We start from the raw sequence: 15440 nt of genomic DNA, 5'->3' as shown, positions 1-15440 counted from the left end.
CTTGCGCGTACTACTGACCGGACACCAGGGCTATCTGGGCACCGTGATGGCCCCGGTCCTCAAGGCCGCCGGGCACGAGGTCGTCGGCCTCGACTCCGGCCTGTTCGCCGACTCCGTCCTCGGCCCGCGGCCCGACGACCCGCAGGGCCATCAGGTCGACCTGCGCGACGTCACGGCCGAGCACGTGGCCGGGGTGGACGCCGTGATCCACCTGGCCGCCCTCTCCAACGACCCGCTCGGCTCGCTGGCGCCGGAACTCACCTACGACATCAACCACCACGCGTCCGTCCGCCTCGCCCGGCTGGCCCGGGACGCCGGGGTACGGCGCTTCCTGTACGCGTCCACCTGCTCGGTCTACGGCGCCGCCGGCGGTGACGACCTGGTGACCGAGGACGCCCCGCTGCGCCCGGTGACGCCGTACGCGGAGTCCAAGGTGCGAGTGGAGGACGACCTGCACGCGCTGGCCGACGACGACTTCACCCCGGTGTTCATGCGCAACGCCACCGCCTTCGGCTTCTCGCCCCGGCTGCGCGCCGACATCGTGCTGAACAACCTGGTGGGGCATGCCCTGCTGTCCGGCGAGGTGCTTGTGCTCTCCGACGGCACCCCCTGGCGCCCGCTGGTGCACGCCGCCGACATCGCTCGGGCCTTCACGGCCGCGCTGTCGGCCCCGCGCGAGGCGGTGCACGACCGGGCGTTCAACATAGGCAGCGAGACCAACAACGTCACGGTCGCGGAGATCGCCGAGCAGGTCGCCGAGGCGGTGTCCGGCTCCAAGGTGGTGATCACCGGGGAGACCGGTGCCGACCCGCGGTCCTACCGGGTGGACTTCGCCCGGTTCCGGGCCGCGATCCCCGGCTTCGACTGCGCGTGGACGGTGCAGCAGGGCGCGCTCGAACTCGCCGACGCCTACCGGAAGTTCGACCTCACCAGGGAGGACTTCGAGCAGCGCTTCACCCGCCTTGCCGTGCTGCGCGCGGCGTCCGAGGCCGGCACCGTCGACGACACCCTGCGGTGGCGCCGGTGACCGACGTGAGCGAGGAGATGTACGCGCTGGTGGAGCGGATGTACCCGCTCTGCCGGAGCATCACCGGCGACGGCGTGCGCGCCACCCTGGACATCGTCGGTGAGTACATCCCGCTGCAGGTGCACGAGGTGCCGACCGGGACGCAGGTGCTCGACTGGACGGTGCCGCAGGAGTGGAACATCCGCGACGCGTACATCGCCGACCCCGCCGGCCGGCGGGTCGTCGACTTCGCCGCGTCCAGCCTGCACGTGCTCGGCTACAGCGTGCCGGTGTCCGCGACCATGCCCCTCGCGGAGCTGCGCGGACACCTGCACACCCTGCCCGACCACCCCTCCTGGGTGCCGTACCGCACCAGCTACTACAAGCCGGACTGGGGGTTCTGCCTGGCCCAGGAGACCCTCGACGCGCTGCCGGACGGCGACTACGAGGTGCGCGTCGACTCCACCCTCGCGGACGGCCACCTCACCTACGCCGAGCACGTGGTCCCCGGGCAGGTCGCCGACGAGGTGATCGTCTCCTGCCACGTCTGCCACCCCTCGCTGGCCAACGACAACCTGGCCGGCATCGCGGTGGCGACGTTCCTGGCCAGGGCGCTGGCGCGGGAGACGCCGTACTACACCTACCGGTTCATCTACGCGCCCGGCACCATCGGGGCGATCACCTGGCTGGCCCGCAACGCGGAGCGGATCGAGCGGGTCAGGCACGGCCTCGTCCTCGCCTGCGCCGGGGACCCGGGGCACCTGACGTACAAGCAGAGCAGGCGCGGCGACGCGGAGATCGACCGGGTGCTGCGGCACGTGCTGACCGCCTCCGAACGCCCGCACCGCGTCACCGAGTTCACCCCGTACGGCTACGACGAGCGGCAGTACTGCTCGCCCGGGTTCAACCTGGGCGTGGGCTCGCTCACCCGGACCCCGTACGCCGGCTACCCCGAGTACCACACCTCGGCGGACAACCTGGACTTCGTCTCCCCGGCGGCCATGGCGGACACGCTCGCGGTCTGCCGCGAGGCGTTCGCCGTCCTCGACCGCAACCGGCGGTACCTGAACCTCAGCCCCTACGGCGAACCGCAGCTGGGCCGGCGCGGGCTCTACGACGCGCTCGGCGGCCGCAGCGACACCAAGCAGGCCCAGATGGCCATGCTCTGGGTGCTCAACCTCTCCGACGGCGAGCACAGCCTGCTGGACGTCGCCGAGCGCTCCGGGCTGCCGTTCGACACCGTCGCCGCCGCGGCCGACGCCCTGCGCGGCGCCGACCTGGTCAAGGAATGACGCCGATGACCACCCAGGGGGAGAACCCGCAGAAGACGGCGCCACCGGCCGGGTCCGCCAGACGGGCCCTCGTCGGCCGGCTGTCCTGGGGACTGGCCGACCAGGCGGCCTCCAGCATCAGCAACTTCGCGGTGGGCATCTACGTGGCCCGCTCGCTGGGGGTGACCGCGTTCGGCGTGTTCAGCCTGGCCTGGGTGACGTACGGCGTGGTGCTCAACGTCTCCCGGGGCCTTGCCACCGACCCGCTCGTGGTGCGCTTCAGCGGCGTGCCGGACGGGTCCTGGCGTGCGGCGACGGCCCGCTCGACGGGAACCGCGCTCGGCGTCGGTACGACCCTCGGCGTGGTGTGTCTGGCGGCCGGGCTCGGCCTCGGCGGCCGGGTGGGGCCCGCGTTCGCCGCCCTCGGTCTCATGCTGCCGGGGCTGCTGCTCCAGGACGCCTGGCGGTTCTCGTTCTTCGCCGCCGGCACCGGGCGCAAGGCGTTCGTCAACGACGTCGTGTGGGGCATCGCGCTCGTCCCGGCCATGGTGGTGGCGGCCCACGTGGACACCGTGGCGGCCTTCGTGCTCGCCTGGGGCGCCTCCGCGACGGTGGCGGCGGGGTACGGCTGCCTCCAGTCCGGCATCCGGCCCGACCTGGCACAGGCCCGCGGCTGGCTCAGCGAGCAGCGTGACCTCGGCTACCGGTACCTGGTCGAGAACGTCAGTCTCAGCGGTGCGAGCCAGCTGCGCGCCTACGGGCTCGGCGCGATCGTCGGGGTGAGCGCGGTGGGCGCGGTGCGGGGCGCCGAGCTCCTGATGGGTCCGTTCCTCGCCGTGCTGATGGGGCTTTCGCTGGTCACCGTCCCGGAGGCGGCACGGGTGCTGCGGCGGGCCCCGCACCGACTGGGCAGGTTCTGCCTGCTCCTCGGCGGCGGGCAGGCCACCGGTGCGCTGCTCTGGGGCTCGGCGCTGCTGCTGATGCCGGGCCGGCTCGGCGACCTGGTGCTCGGCGATGTCTGGCACTCGTCCTCGCACCTCATCGTGCAGATCACCCTCAGTGTCGCGGGAGCGGGCCTCGGTACCGGCGCGGCGGCCGGACTGCGCGCGCTCGGCGCGGCCCGGCGCAGCCTGCGCTGCCAGCTGTTCGCCTCCGCCTGCTACGTCGGCGGCGGACTCGGCGGGGCGGCCGTCGCCGGTACGGCCGGCTCGGCCTGGGGCGTCGCCGCCGCGACCCTCAGCGGCTCCGCCGTGTGGTGGCTGCAGCTGCGGTCCGCCCTGCGCGAGCACCACCACCACCGCATCCCCGAAGTGAGGACCCCATGACCGCCCGACCCAGGCTGAGCATCGGCCTGCCCGTGTACAACGGCGAGGAGTACCTGGCCGAGTCGTTCGACGCCCTGCTCGGCCAGACGTACGAGGACTTCGAACTGGTCGTCTCCGACAACGCCTCGACCGACGGGACCGAGGACATCTGCCGCAAGTACGCCGCGCAGGACTCCCGTATCCGGTACCAGCGGCTGCCCCGGAACATCGGCGCCACGCCGAACCACAACCATGTGTTCGCCGAGTCCCGCGGCGAACTGTTCAAGTGGGCCTCGCACGACGACCTCTACGGCCGTGACCTGATCCGGCGCTGCGTCGAGGCGCTGGACGAACGTCCTGACGTCGTCCTCGCCCACACCGACCAGGCGGTCATCGACGGCGACGGCCAGGTGACGGTCCCCTACGAGTACACGCTCGCCACCGACTCGCCGCACGCCCCGGAGCGCTTCCGCAGCCTGCTGTTCGAGCCGGGCGGCGACGACTTCTACGGGGTGATGCGGGCCGACATGCTGCGCCGGGTCAAACCGATGGACAGCTACCACCACGCGGACCGCACGTTCGTCGCCGAGATCACCCTGCACGGGCCCTTCCACCAGGTGCCGGAGCTGCTGTACTTCCGCCGTGACCACCCCACCCGCGCCGAGCGGGCGAACCCCTCCAAACGCTCCCGGTGCGTCAACCTGGACCCGCGCCGGGCAGGTCTGCTGCACCCGACGCCGCGGCTGCTCGCCGAGTACGTCTGGGGCTTCGCCTCGGCGGTCCGGCGGGCGCCGCTGTCCCCGGCCGACCGGCGGGAGTGCTACCGCCACCTGGCATCGTGGCTGACCAGCCGGGTCCGGCCGGGCGCCGGCGAGCGGGTCGAGGACCGTGCCCCGGTCGACCCGGCCCTGCTCACGGTCTCCGTCGACGCCCTCGTCGCCGGCCGTGAGGGGAGGCGGCGGGCATGACGTCCACGGAGGGAACCCCGCCGCGCGTCGGGGTGTTCGGCCTGCTCGGCTCCGGCAACCTCGGCAACGACGGGTCGCTCGAAGCACTCCTCGGACACCTCCGTGCCGAGCACCCGGAGGCGGTCGTGGACGCGCTGTGCGGCGGGCCCGAGGCCGTGACGGCCCGGTTCGGGATCCCCGCCACGCGGCTGCACTGGAACCGCGCGGAATACCGGACCGCGTCCCGCGTGGGCGCGATCGCGGCGAAGGGGTTCGGCAAACTCGTCGACGTCTTCCGCACCGCCGCCTGGGTGCGCCGGCACGACGTGGTGATCGTGCCGGGCATGGGCGTCCTGGAGGCCACCCTGCCGCTGCGGCCGTGGGGCTTCCCGTACTCGCTGTTCCTGCTCTGCGCGAGCGGCCGGCTGCTGGGCACCCGGGTCGCGCTGGTCAGCGTCGGCGCCGCGGAGATCGGCAACCGGCCCACCCGGGCCCTGGTGCGCTGGTCGGCGCGGCTGGCCGTGTACCGGTCGTACCGGGACGCCCAGTCCCGGGACGCGATGCGGGCGATGGGCGTGGACACCGCGCGCGACGAGGTCTACCCGGACCTGGCGTTCGCCCTGCCGACACCGACGGCGCACGCACCCTCGGGGACGCCGGGCCCGGTCTGCCTCGGCGTCATGGACTTCCACGGGGGCAACGACGACCGGGCGCGGGCCGAGGAGATCCACCGGCGCTACCTCGACGGGACGATCAGGTTCGTCCGCACCCTGGTCGAGGAGGGCAGGCCCGTGCGGCTCCTCACCGGCGACCAGTGCGATCTGTCGGTGGTGGCCGCCATCCTCGACGCGGTCGACTCACCGCTGGTCACCGCCGCCGAACCGGCCTCACTGGCCGACCTGATGAACGAGATGGCGGCCGCCGACACCGTGGTGGCCGTCCGCTACCACAACCTGATCTGCGCGCTGAAGACCGGAACGCCCGTGCTCGCGCTCTGCTACGCGGCGAAGAGCGACGCGCTCATGGACCGGATGGGCCTCGGCGCGTACTGCCACCCGGCCCGCGAGGTCGACGCCGACCGGCTGCTGGAGCAGTTCCGGGCGCTGGAGAAGCGGTCGGCCGAACTGCGGCGGATCCTCGCCGAGCGGAACCTGGACGCGGCCCGTCGACTCGACGACCAGTTCGCCGCGTTGACCACGGTCCTGTTCCCGGCGAAGGACCACGCCCACGCCCCACGGAAGGTCTCATGAAAGCGACCGAAGTCCCCGAGATCGCCGGCGCGTACCTCTTCGAGCCGACGCCCTACGCCGACGAACGCGGCTTCTTCTGCCGTACCTTCGACGCCGACGTGGTCCGCTCGGTGGGCCTCGACCCGCACGCCTTCGTCCAGGACAGCGTGTCCCGCTCGGTCCGGGGCGTGCTGCGCGGCCTGCACCTGCGCTCCGGCGCCGGCGAGGCCAAACTGGTGCGGTGCTCGTCCGGGCAGATCTTCGACGTCGTCGTGGACCTGCGGCCGGACTCGCCGACGTACCTGGGCCGGGCCTTCTTCGAGCTGTCCGGCGAGACGCAGAAGACCGTGTACATCCCGGCGGGATGCGCGCACGGCTTCCAGGCTCTTACCGAAATCGCGGACACCTCTTACCGTATTGACCGTCAGCACGATCCGTCCGAGGACGTGACGATCGCCTTCGACGACCCGGAACTCGCCATTCCCTGGCCGCTGCCGGTCACGTCGATGTCCCAACGGGACCGGGAGGCGCCTAGCCTCGCCGAGGTCCTGAAGCACCAAGAAAGATGAGGTCGGCGTGCACACCCAAGACACCGAGGGGTTGCTCCTGCCCCGCTCGCGGCAGGCCAACGAGCGGCTGCACGCTCTGATCCCAGGAGGCGCGCACACCTACGCCAAGGGCGACGACCAGTACCCCGAGAACCTGGCCCCGGTCATCAGCCACGGCAACGGTGCCCACGTGTGGGACGTCGACGGCAACCGCTACATCGAGTACGGCTCCGGCCTGCGGTCGGTCAGCCTCGGCCACGCCCACCCGCGCGTGGTCGAGGCGGTACGGCGGGAACTCGGCCGCGGCAGCAACTTCGTCCGGCCGTCCATCGTGGAGGTCGAGGCCGCGGAACGCTTCCTGGCCACCGTGCCGACCGCCGAGATGGTGAAGTTCGCGAAGAACGGCTCCGACGCCACCACCGCCGCGGTCCGCCTGGCCCGCGCCGCCACCGGCCGCCCGCGGGTGGCCATCTGCGGCGACCACCCGTTCTTCTCCGTCGACGACTGGTTCATCGGCACCACACCGATGTCCGCGGGCATCCCGGCGGCGACCAACGAGCTCACCGTGGCCTTCCCCTACGGAGACCTGGCCGCCACGGAGGAACTGCTCACCCGGTACCAGGACGAGGTCGCCTGCCTGATCCTGGAGCCCGCCACCCACACCGAGCCGCCGCCCGGGTACCTCGCCGGCCTGCGCGCGCTGGCCGACCGGCACGGCTGCGTCCTGGTCTTCGACGAGATGATCACCGGCTTCCGCTGGTCCGAGGCGGGCGCCCAGGGCCTGTACGGCGTCGTCCCCGACCTCTCCACGTTCGGCAAGGCGCTGGGCAACGGCTTCGCCGTCTCCGCGCTGGCCGGGCGCCGCAGCCTCATGGAACGGGGCGGACTGCGTGATTCCGGCGACCGGGTGTTCCTGCTGTCCACCACCCACGGCGCGGAGACGCACTCCCTGGCGGCCGCGATGGCCGTGCAGACCACCTATGTCGAGGAGGGCATCACCGCGCGGCTGCACACCCTCGGCGAGCGGCTGGCGGCCGGTGTCCGCGACGCCGCGGCCGCGATGGGCGTCGGCGAGCACGTCGTCGTCCGGGGCCGGGCCAGCAACCTGGTCTTCGCCACCCTCGACGGGAACCTGCGGCCGTCGCAGCGGTACCGCACCCTGTTCCTGCGCCGGCTCCTCGCGGGCGGGGTGCTCGCCCCGTCGTTCGTGGTGAGCAGCGTACTCGACGACGCGGACATCGACCGCACCATCGACGTGGTGGCCGAGGCCTGTGCGGTGTACCGGCAGGCGCTGGACGCCGACGACCCCACCCCCTGGCTGGCCGGACGGGCGGTGAAGCCCGTATTCCGGCGCCTGGCGTGACATGACGTCAGCGGCGCCGGCCTAGGCCGGCCGGCCGGGTGGCCCCGCGGCCGTCCGGTCGGCCGTCCGGTCGGCCGTCCGGTCGACCAGCCACGCGGTCGCCGGTACCACCGCCAGCGCGGTGCACCAGCCGCCGAGGGCGTCGGTCGGGTAGTGCGCGCCCAGGCCGACCTCCGCCCAGCCCATGACGGCGCCGGCCACCAGCGCCGCGGCGAGCACGAGTGACGTGCCGGCCGTCCTGCCGAGGCCGAGCCGGCCGGCCGTGGGCAGCGCCGCCATGAGGGCGAGCGCGGTGAAGAAGGCGGTGTGCCCGCTCGGGTAGGACAGGTTGCCGGGGCCGTGGATGGTGCGTCCCACCACGTGCTTGAGCAGCGTGGTCGTCCCCACCGTCAGTCCGGCGCCGGCCACGACGAGCACCGCCGCCCGGGGCCGCAGCAGCAGCAGGCAGCCCGCCACCCCGGCCACGATCACCAACGCCGACCCCACGGGTTCCCCCAGGAAGTCCAGGACCAGGGCGACGTGCCGCCACGGCGGCCGCACACTGTCCGCCGTCGGCGGGAAGAGCCAGCTGTCCACCCTGCCGGGCTCGCTGTGACCGGCGTACCTGACCCCGAGAGCGAGGACCACCAGCGAGGCGAGCACCGCGACCAGCCCGAGAGACCCGCGCAGCACCGGGGGGAGCACCGCGCGCGCCGCGGACCGTGCCGGGCCGACTTCCGGGTCCGCTCCTGCCAGGCGATCCAACGCGAGCCCTCCCCGCCGTCTCCGCCCACCCCGCCGCTGCCCGCCACCCGGAGGGCGGCTAGAGAAACGGCGTCCCTGCGTCGAGCCCCGACAGTACCCTGCCGTACAGCTCCAGGTTGGCGGTGGGGTTGACGAACGAGTGCAGGCTCAGGGCGTTCAGGTCCCGGACGATCCGCTGGACCGGCACCTCGCGTTGCAGGGACGAGGCACCCGAAGCCGACCCGATCAGGTCGGCGGCCTCCTTGCACAACCGCGTCACGTACCCGCACTGCGCCCTGGTACGGGCCCGCTCCTGCGTCGTGAACGGCTCACCGGCGGCCACCCTGGATTCGATCAGCCGCACGAAGTCGGCGGTGAGCAGTTCCGCGGAGGAGATCTTCAACGCGGCCTCGGCGAACTGGAGATGGGTCACCGGGGCTTCGTGCTGGCGCTCGTAGAAGGTGTACGTGATGCCCCGCTGATGGATGCGCCCGCTGAACTCGGTCAGGGCCGCGCGTGCCAGACCGAGGGCGTTCGCGGCCGTCCAGACACAGAACAGCAGGAGCACCGGCATCCGGTAGAAGGGGTCGGTGCCGTTGCGCCGCGACGGGAACGTGCCCCCCAGCAACGGCCCTACCGGCAGGACGCGATGGGCGGGCACGTGAACGTCCTGGGCGACGACGGTGTTGCTGCCGCTTCCGGCCAGACCCGAGACGTTCCAGTCGTCCAGCACCTTGAGGTCCGTCATGGGGATCGCCAGCCACAGCATCTCCGGCGGGCCGTCCCCGGTGTCGTCCAGCGCGGTCAGCAGATGCCAGTCGGCGTCCTGACAGCCGGTCGCGAAGGGCGAGTTCCCGTTCACCACATAACCGTCGTGCACGGGAGCGGCTTTCGAGCCCGGGACGAGAGTGCCACCGATCCGTACCTCGGGACGGGTGAAGATCTCGTCCTGGGCGTCGTCGGGGAACAGGGCCGCGATGAACGCGCACCCGGCCTGGATCAACGCCATGAATCCGGCCGACCCGCACGCGGCGGAGACCTCGCTCAGCACGTCGACCTGAGTCCGTAACGAGGTCTGGTGACCCCCGTAGTGGCGGGGAACGTTCATCCGGTGGATCCCGGCGCCCGTGAGCGCCTCGACGACCTCGCCCGTCACCCGCCGCTGCTGCTCCGCGCGCAAGGCGTGCGAGCGGATGAGCGGCTGGAGCTCGCGTACGCGTGCGACGAGGTCGGTGTCCGACCGAGGTGCTGACGAACCGGGCAAGGGCCGACCTCCGGTCTCGGAGCGGAGCAGAACCCTCACCCTCGCGCCGTTCCCGGTGCCTGTCAACGGTGCTACGGCGCGGCGGTCAGCTGCGGGGAGCGGAGTACGAGCAGGGTGATCTCGCTGGGGGCGAAGACACGGAACGGCGGGCCCCAGAAGCCGGTGCCGCGGCTGGTGTAGAGGAGGGTGCGGGCGCCGTGCCGGCTGAGACCGGCGAGGGCCGGCTGGTCGATGCGGACCAGGTGGTGGAAGGGCCAGATCTGGCCGCCGTGGGTGTGGCCGGAGAGCTGGAGGTCGATGCCGCCGGCTGCCGCCCGGTCGACGAACTTGGGCTGGTGCGCCAGGAGCAGGACGGGCAGGTCGGGGTCGGCACCGGCCAGGGCTCCGGCGAGGTCGGTGCGGTGGCCCGCCAGGCCCGAGGACTCGGCGGTGACGTCGTCCACCCCGGCGACGACGAGGGTGTCGCCGCCGCGTTCGAGCAGCAGATGGCGGTTGCGCAGCGGCTCCCAGCCCAGCTCGTCCATCAGGTCGACCCAGCCCTGGGCCTCGGTGTAGTACTCGTGGTTGCCGGTGACGTAGACCCGGGCATGGGTGGCCCGCACGGTACCGAGGGGGAGGGCCTGGGCGCGGCGGCGTTCGGCCGTGCCGTCGGCGATGTCGCCGGTGTGGCAGACCAGGTCGGCCTCCAGCGAGTTCACCGTCTCGCACACCCGCGCCGACCACCGGGCGCGATCGAGCGGGCCGTAGTGGGTGTCGGTGATCAGAGCGACCCGGATGCCGTCCAACCCGGCGCCCAGCCGCGGGAGTCGCACGTCGAGCCGGCGCACGCGCGGCACCCGGCGGGCTTCGGCGTACCCCCAGCCGAGCAGCACGGCGGCGGTACCGAGGACCGCCCAGGTGACGGTCCTGGCCCGGTCCTGGCCGTCGCCCACGCCACTCACGGCCAGGGCCGGCCGCAGCAGGACCCCGAGCAGGACGGACCAGGTGAACAGCACCCAGCTGGTGCCCAGCAGGGTGTCACCGACTATCGCCGCCCGGTCCTGCTGGCGGCGGCCGTGGCCGCGCACCATCGCGAGCGGCATACCGCACAGGCCGAGGACGAACAGCGCGGTGCCGGTCAGCGAGACGGGCAGCGGCCAGTGCTGGCCGGTGTACAGGAGCACCCAGCAGGGCACGGCCCACAGCAGGACGGGGGCGATCAGGGGGATGTAGCGCATCAGGCGGAGCAGCGGGCTCTGCCCCGGATCCTGCGCTTCGCTGTCGGCGCGTCGGGTGTTGCTGGTGTCGGTCACGCTTACCCTCTCTGACCGGGCTGCCGTCTCGCGCACTGTATCCGGTCGCCCGTGGCGCGGCCGGACGGGCCGGTTCCCTTCGGTCTCGTCCCTCCCTCCGCCACGGCGCTCCCGGGCCCGGCGGCCGGCCGACCGTATATTCCGCGGTGAGGCCGGCTCGTACGGGACCACGAGGGGAAGGCGGACGCATGGAGCGGCTGTTGCGACCGGGCGCCCGGCGCCCCCGGCTGCGCTTCGACGGCTGGATCGCGGGCCTGGGCACCACCTCCGGCACCCGCGTCGTGGTGGGCCACTGGCCCCGGTCGCCGTTCGGCCCGTTCAGCGATGTGATGCTGGAACGGAGCGACGGGGAAAGGCTGTTGTTCGCACCGACCCGGCCAACGGCCGAATTCGTCAGCGGTACCTACGACTTCGACACGGTGCATGTCGTACCGGTCGCCGTCGCCGTCCTCGCGGACACCTGGACCGTCACGGCGGATCCGCTCCGCCTGCGCTTCACCACCGGGCGCCGTACCCTCCTCGGCCACCTGCTGCACGCCGTTCCCGGCCCGCTCGCCCGCCGCCCGGCGTGGTCCGTGATCACGGACGGGGTCGCCCGCGTACTGCTGCCCGGCGTACGGACCCGCGGCAGCGCGGGCAGCGGCCGCAGGGAGTGGTACGGCGCGCGGGACCTGCTCGCGATCCGTGAGCTGTCGGGCGTCCACGACGGTGCGGACCTGGGCGCGCTCGCACCGGTCGAACCTCCCGTGCGGTTCGGGTTCGGCTCGGTCCCGCGCCGGCCCGCTCTCACCCGGGTCACCACGACGGTCGAGGTGGAGCGATCCCTTCCGCTCCCCGGGGCCACCGGATGAGCCCGCCACGGCACCCACCCTGCGCGCACCGCGGGCACGCCGGGCGCGAGCCGGTACTGCCCGGGACCGCTCACACGGCGCGCTCCATGCACACCAGTCGGCCGCGCTCGTCCCATGACTCGGTGACGGCGAAGCCGAAGCGCTCGTACAGGGCGATGGCCCCGGCCCGCCAGTCCCACACCGACAGCCGCACGGTGTCCGCGCCGCCCGCAGCGGCATGCGCGAGTGCGGCGGCGAGCAACTCGGACGCGATGCCCCGGCCCCGGAACGCGGGGTCCGTCCACACCCTCTTGATCTCGGATCGCCCGTCCGCGGGCGAGGTCACCACCAGACAGCCCACCGCGGTGTCCCCGCACCGGGCCACCAGCACGGCGTCGTCGGCGTACGCGGTCCGCGGGTCGACGATCTCCGCCCGGTAGCGCTCCGGCAGCGCGTCCGCACCGGCGACGGCCACGCCCTTCTCGGCCTCCGTCCGCAGGTGGTAGTCCGCAAGCAGCGCGGGGAGCCCGTCCACGGCGGAGGAGTCCAGGTCCGGCCGGCGAACCACGGCGACCACGCATCCCTCAGTCATGACGCCAGCATCACACGACCCGGGCGACGCCCCGCTCCGCCCCCGCACCGTCCTCACACCGTGCTGCTCGCGAGAACCTCCGCGGCCCGACGTAGCGCCTCCTGGTGGCCGAAGAGCCCGAGCAGCCCTCTGGTGTGGACGAAGACGGTGCGCTCACCCGGACGGATGTCCCCCTCGCGCACGGCCGCGACGAGCCCGGCCATGGCCCGCCCGGTGTAGACGGGATCCAGGACGAGTCCGTCCATCGTGCCCATCCGACAGCCCTTTCGTCTCCGTGCCCGCGTACCGGTCCCGGTGCACCCCGTACTTCCGCCAGGACGCGCCCTGCCCGGCATGGACCCCGGCCGTGTCCGACATGGCGGTGCGGCGGGGCAGGGTGCTGCCGAGGGCCGGTCACCTGCGGCAGGCCCCGGAGGGAACCGCGGCCGCCGAGGAGCCGGCTCATGCTGATGAGCTTCGCGGCACAACCCTTCTCGTACCCGGCCGCGTCGGGGTGGAAGGCCGACCTCAGGTCGGTCAGGTCGAGGCCGTCGACCCACGGGTCGCCGCCGCACGCCCCGTGACCGCTGAACTGCTCACGCCACGAGTTGTCACCAGGCCGCGGAGTCATTCCTCGGAATGACACCGAAGCCGGACGCCGTCGGTCGGGGGAGTGACGGCGCCGCGGAAATCGGCCGCCAACGAGTGACGATCTCGCCCGTCCGTCCTGACTGAATGAACTCCGCGCGGCCAACTGGCGCCCGCCGACACCGAGGAACCGAGGAGACACCAGTGGAACGCCGGATGATGACGGTGCGGATCGCGCGATGGAGCGCGACACATCCGTGGCGGGCGATCTGCGCCTGGGCGCTGTTCGTCGCGGTCTGCGTCGGGGCGGGCGGCGCGGTCGGGACCAGGACGAGCGACGCCGACTTCTCGTCGGGGGAGTCGGGCCGTGCGGCCGAGATCGTGGACAGCGGCCGGTTCCCCGCACCCGCGGTGGAGAACGTGCTGGTCAGCGCGCGATTCGGGGCACTGGACGAGGCGGCCGCCCGGCGTGCCGCCGCGGGTGTCGTGGCCCGCTTCCGGACACTTCCGGAGGTCGCGGAGGTGGACCCGGCCGAACTCGCGCCGGACGGTTCGGCGTTGCTGGTCCGGGCCGAGATGGCGGGTCCCGGCGACGACGCGGCAGAACACGTCCGGGCGCTGCTGGACGCGACGGCCGCCGTCGCGAAGGGCTACCCGGGGCTGCGGGTGGAGGAGGTCGGAGACGCCTCGATGGACGAGGCCCTGACCAGCCGTATCCAGGGAGACTTCCACAAGGCGGAGCTCATCAGCATTCCGGTCACGCTGGTGATCCTGCTGGTGGCCTTCGGGGCGCTGGTCGCCGCCGGAGTGCCGGTGCTGCTGGCCCTGTCGTCGGTGGGGGCGGCGATCGGGCTGTCCGCGCTCTCCTCCCACCTGGTGCCGGCGACCGACGCGCTGAACAGCGTCATCCTGCTGGTCGGGATGGCGGTCGGGGTCGACTACTCCCTGTTCTACCTGCGGCGCGAACGCGAGGAACGGGCCAAGGGCCGTACTTCCGCGGACGCGGTCGAGATCGCGGCGGCCACCTCCGGGCACGCGGTCGTGGTCTCCGGGCTGGCGGTCACGGTCGCCATGGGCGGCCTGTTCATCGCGAACGGCTCGACGTTCCACTCGCTGGCGATCGGCGCGATCCTGGTGGTCACCGTGGCGGTGCTGGGCTCGGTCACGGTGCTGCCCGCACTGCTGGCCGGGCTCGGCCGCCTGCTCGACCGGCCGCGCGTGCCGCTGGTGTGGCGGCTGACCGCCCGTCGGGAGAGCGAAGGCCGCTTCTGGCCGACGGTGCTGCGGCCCGCTCTGCGACGCCCCGGGCCGACCCTCGCGGTCGCCGTCGTCGCTCTGCTCGCGCTCGCCGCCCCGGCGCTGAGCATGACACTGAAGCTGCCCGATGACGCCGACCTGCCCCGTTCGATACCGATCATGCGGAGCTACGACCGGCTCCTCGACGCGTTCCCGAGCACGGGCTCCTCGCTCCAGATCGCCGTCCGCGCGCCCGCCGACCAGGCGACCCGGGTACGCCGGGCGCTGACCGGCCTCGGCGGGCGCGTCCGGCAGGACCCGCTGTTCGCCCAGGACACCCGGCCGCGGCTGCGGACCTCGCGGGACCGGACGGTGTCCGTGCTCGACGTGGGCGTGCGCTACCAGGCGGGCACCGACGGGGCGAGACGGTCCGTGGACGAGCTGCGGCAGCGGCTGGCGCCGGCGGCGCTGTCGGGGCTGCCCGACGCCCGGTACGCGGTCGGCGGGTGGATCGCGATGAACGCCGACTTCGGGTCCGACGTGGCCGACGCGATGCCGTGGGCGATCGGCTTCGTGCTCGTGCTCACCGTCGCCGTGCTGCTGGCCACCTTCAGGGCGCCGGTCGTCGCGCTCACCGCGATCGTGCTGAACTCGCTGTCCGCGGCGGCCTCGTACGGACTGCTGACACTGGTCTTCCAGCACCACTGGGCTGAGGCGGCGCTGGGTTTCCGGTCCAACGGCGGGATCGTGACCTGGCTGCCGCTGTTCCTGTTCGTGGTGCTCTTCGGGCTGTCCATGGACTACCACGTCTTCGTGGTGAGCCGGATCCAGGAGGCCGTCCGCGACGGAATGCCGACCCGGCAGGCCGTGGCGCACGGCATCACCGGCTCGGCCGGGACCGTGACCAGCGCCGCCGTGGTCATGGTCGCCGTCTTCTCGATCTTCGGCACGCTGTCCACCCTGGACATGAAGCAGCTCGGTGTCGGGCTCGCCGCGGCCATCCTGCTGGACGCCACGATCATCCGGGCCGTGGTCCTGCCCGCCGCGATGATCCTGCTCGGCAGGTGGAACTGGTGGACGCCACGGCCCCTGCGCCCCGGTCGGCGGACGGAACCGGAACGGCTCGCCGTGACCGCGGCCGGTCCCTGACCCGATGCCCGGAACCGGCCGGCCCGATGCCCGCGGGTACCTGACGAGGTGCCCGGAAGTATGCCGGTCCGGTGCCCGGTGACAGCCGAGGAGCCCGGCGAACGCCGCTACGCTCGGAC

The 15440-nt window shown here is 73.0% G+C and carries 14 protein-coding genes; 9 read left to right on the top strand and 5 right to left on the bottom strand.

The window, feature by feature from the left end; translation table 11 throughout:
• Position 1 precedes the first annotated feature (1 nt).
• The 7 genes from IEZ11_RS37075 to IEZ11_RS37045 are packed head-to-tail and all read left to right on the top strand — an operon-like array spanning position 2 to position 7668.
• A complete protein-coding gene (locus IEZ11_RS37075) occupies positions 2 to 1027 on the top strand; it encodes an NAD-dependent epimerase/dehydratase family protein (protein WP_189267385.1) in 1026 nt (341 codons plus the stop codon).
• Complete coding sequence (locus IEZ11_RS37070) at positions 1015 to 2298, top strand: DUF4910 domain-containing protein (protein WP_189267384.1); 1284 nt, start codon at positions 1015 to 1017, stop codon at positions 2296 to 2298. The genes IEZ11_RS37075 and IEZ11_RS37070 overlap by 13 nt, the downstream gene beginning before the upstream one ends.
• Positions 2295 to 3602, top strand: coding sequence for an MATE family efflux transporter (locus IEZ11_RS37065; protein ID WP_373295018.1), 1308 nt, complete (start codon positions 2295 to 2297; stop codon positions 3600 to 3602). Before IEZ11_RS37070 ends, IEZ11_RS37065 begins: the two co-directional genes overlap by 4 nt.
• Positions 3599 to 4549, top strand: a complete 951-nt coding sequence (locus IEZ11_RS37060) for a glycosyltransferase family 2 protein (protein ID WP_189267382.1) — start codon at positions 3599 to 3601, stop codon at positions 4547 to 4549. Before IEZ11_RS37065 ends, IEZ11_RS37060 begins: the two co-directional genes overlap by 4 nt.
• Complete coding sequence (locus tag IEZ11_RS37055) at positions 4546 to 5778, top strand: polysaccharide pyruvyl transferase family protein (protein ID WP_189267381.1); 1233 nt, start codon at positions 4546 to 4548, stop codon at positions 5776 to 5778. Before IEZ11_RS37060 ends, IEZ11_RS37055 begins: the two co-directional genes overlap by 4 nt.
• Complete coding sequence (gene rfbC / locus IEZ11_RS37050; protein ID WP_189267380.1) at positions 5775 to 6326, top strand: dTDP-4-dehydrorhamnose 3,5-epimerase; 552 nt, start codon at positions 5775 to 5777, stop codon at positions 6324 to 6326. The genes IEZ11_RS37055 and rfbC overlap by 4 nt, the downstream gene beginning before the upstream one ends.
• Positions 6327 to 6333: 7 nt before the next feature.
• The gene (locus IEZ11_RS37045) at positions 6334 to 7668 is read left to right on the top strand and encodes a glutamate-1-semialdehyde 2,1-aminomutase (protein WP_189267379.1); all 1335 of its coding nucleotides are present in this window, start codon (positions 6334 to 6336) and stop codon (positions 7666 to 7668) included.
• Between the two features lie 21 nt (positions 7669 to 7689).
• On the opposite strand, the gene IEZ11_RS37040 is transcribed toward IEZ11_RS37045, so the two are convergent.
• The 3 genes from IEZ11_RS37040 to IEZ11_RS37030 all read right to left on the bottom strand — a co-directional run bounded on the left by IEZ11_RS37040 (position 7690) and on the right by IEZ11_RS37030 (position 10947).
• A complete protein-coding gene (locus IEZ11_RS37040) occupies positions 7690 to 8412 on the bottom strand; it encodes a phosphatase PAP2 family protein (RefSeq protein WP_229713595.1) in 723 nt (240 codons plus the stop codon).
• 58 nt (positions 8413 to 8470) lie between these two features.
• Complete coding sequence (locus IEZ11_RS37035; RefSeq protein ID WP_189267378.1) at positions 8471 to 9655, bottom strand: acyl-CoA dehydrogenase family protein; 1185 nt, start codon at positions 9653 to 9655, stop codon at positions 8471 to 8473.
• Between the two features lie 71 nt (positions 9656 to 9726).
• The gene (locus tag IEZ11_RS37030) at positions 9727 to 10947 is read right to left on the bottom strand and encodes a metallophosphoesterase (protein WP_189267377.1); all 1221 of its coding nucleotides are present in this window, start codon (positions 10945 to 10947) and stop codon (positions 9727 to 9729) included.
• A 188-nt stretch (positions 10948 to 11135) separates the two neighbouring features.
• Between IEZ11_RS37030 and IEZ11_RS37025 the strand changes: the two genes are divergently transcribed.
• The gene (locus IEZ11_RS37025) at positions 11136 to 11798 is read left to right on the top strand and encodes a hypothetical protein (protein WP_189267376.1); all 663 of its coding nucleotides are present in this window, start codon (positions 11136 to 11138) and stop codon (positions 11796 to 11798) included.
• Positions 11799 to 11868: 70 nt separating this feature from the next.
• On the opposite strand, the gene IEZ11_RS37020 is transcribed toward IEZ11_RS37025, so the two are convergent.
• Together IEZ11_RS37020 and IEZ11_RS37015 are read right to left on the bottom strand one after the other, a co-directional pair.
• Entirely contained in the window at positions 11869 to 12369 is a 501-nt protein-coding gene (locus IEZ11_RS37020; protein WP_189267375.1) for a GNAT family N-acetyltransferase, read from the bottom strand.
• 53 nt (positions 12370 to 12422) lie between these two features.
• Positions 12423 to 12623, bottom strand: a complete 201-nt coding sequence (locus IEZ11_RS37015) for a hypothetical protein (protein ID WP_308426571.1) — start codon at positions 12621 to 12623, stop codon at positions 12423 to 12425.
• 517 nt (positions 12624 to 13140) lie between these two features.
• Between IEZ11_RS37015 and IEZ11_RS37010 the strand changes: the two genes are divergently transcribed.
• Positions 13141 to 15321 carry an MMPL family transporter gene (locus IEZ11_RS37010; protein WP_229713594.1) on the top strand — a complete coding sequence of 727 codons (2181 nt, stop codon included), beginning with the start codon at positions 13141 to 13143 and terminating at the stop codon, positions 15319 to 15321.
• Positions 15322 to 15440: the final 119 nt, after the last annotated feature.

The sequence above is a fragment of the Streptomyces fuscichromogenes genome (assembly GCF_014645815.1).
In the GTDB taxonomy this organism is placed as follows: domain Bacteria; phylum Actinomycetota; class Actinomycetes; order Streptomycetales; family Streptomycetaceae; genus Streptomyces; species Streptomyces fuscichromogenes.
This window is presented reverse-complemented; position numbering and strand designations above follow the sequence as displayed.

Excerpts from the sequence above, each read along its gene's own strand:
- rfbC (WP_189267380.1), top strand. The coding sequence starts at position 5,775 with ATGAAAGCGACCGAAGTCCCCGAGATCGCCGGCGCGTACCTCTTCGAG.
- IEZ11_RS37055 (WP_189267381.1), top strand. The coding sequence starts at position 4,546 with ATGACGTCCACGGAGGGAACCCCGCCGCGCGTCGGGGTGTTCGGCCTG.
- IEZ11_RS37015 (WP_308426571.1), bottom strand. The coding sequence starts at position 12,623 with ATGGGCACGATGGACGGACTCGTCCTGGATCCCGTCTACACCGGGCGG.
- IEZ11_RS37065 (WP_373295018.1), top strand. The coding sequence starts at position 2,295 with ATGACGCCGATGACCACCCAGGGGGAGAACCCGCAGAAGACGGCGCCA.
- IEZ11_RS37025 (WP_189267376.1), top strand. The coding sequence starts at position 11,136 with ATGGAGCGGCTGTTGCGACCGGGCGCCCGGCGCCCCCGGCTGCGCTTC.
- IEZ11_RS37060 (WP_189267382.1), top strand. The coding sequence starts at position 3,599 with ATGACCGCCCGACCCAGGCTGAGCATCGGCCTGCCCGTGTACAACGGC.
- IEZ11_RS37020 (WP_189267375.1), bottom strand. The coding sequence starts at position 12,369 with ATGACTGAGGGATGCGTGGTCGCCGTGGTTCGCCGGCCGGACCTGGAC.